Genomic DNA, 451 nt, shown 5'->3' with positions numbered 1-451 from the left:
CCAGTCGCCGGATCCCGGGGGACGCGGAGGCGCAGCGGGCCGAGGCCTCCTCGCGTTCGGTGTGGTCCGGTTCGAGGGCGATGCCGGAGCGGCGTACCACGTCGGCCAAGGTGAAACCCTGAACGACAAGGGTGACCACCACCACCGACGTCGTCAGTACGAGTACGAGTGGCCGCTGGTCCAGAGGGCTTCCGTCGTCCGCCAGGACCGGGATGGACAGCGCCGCGGCCAGCGGGACGACGCCGCGCGTTCCCGCCCAGGTCAGCACGGCCGGGACGCGCCAGGACGGGCGTACGCCGGCGTTGCGCTGGACGACGGCCGAGAGCGGCAGGACCCACAGCAGACGTACGGTGACCAGGGTCGCGGCGACCGCCAGGGCGTACAGCGGCCAGAGTCCGTCGGCGGCGGTCAGCGCGGCGACCTGTCCCGGCAGGGTGAGTCCGATCAGGCT

The 451-nt window shown here is 72.9% G+C and carries 1 protein-coding gene; it reads right to left on the bottom strand.

The features are described from left to right. On the bottom strand, nt 1-451 hold a 451-nt coding region (locus G3I78_RS48310), incomplete at both ends, for a cation:proton antiporter (protein WP_203616541.1).

The sequence above is a fragment of the Streptomyces sp. SID13726 genome (assembly GCF_010548375.1).
In the GTDB taxonomy this organism is placed as follows: Bacteria; Actinomycetota; Actinomycetes; order Streptomycetales; family Streptomycetaceae; genus Streptomyces.
This window is presented reverse-complemented; position numbering and strand designations above follow the sequence as displayed.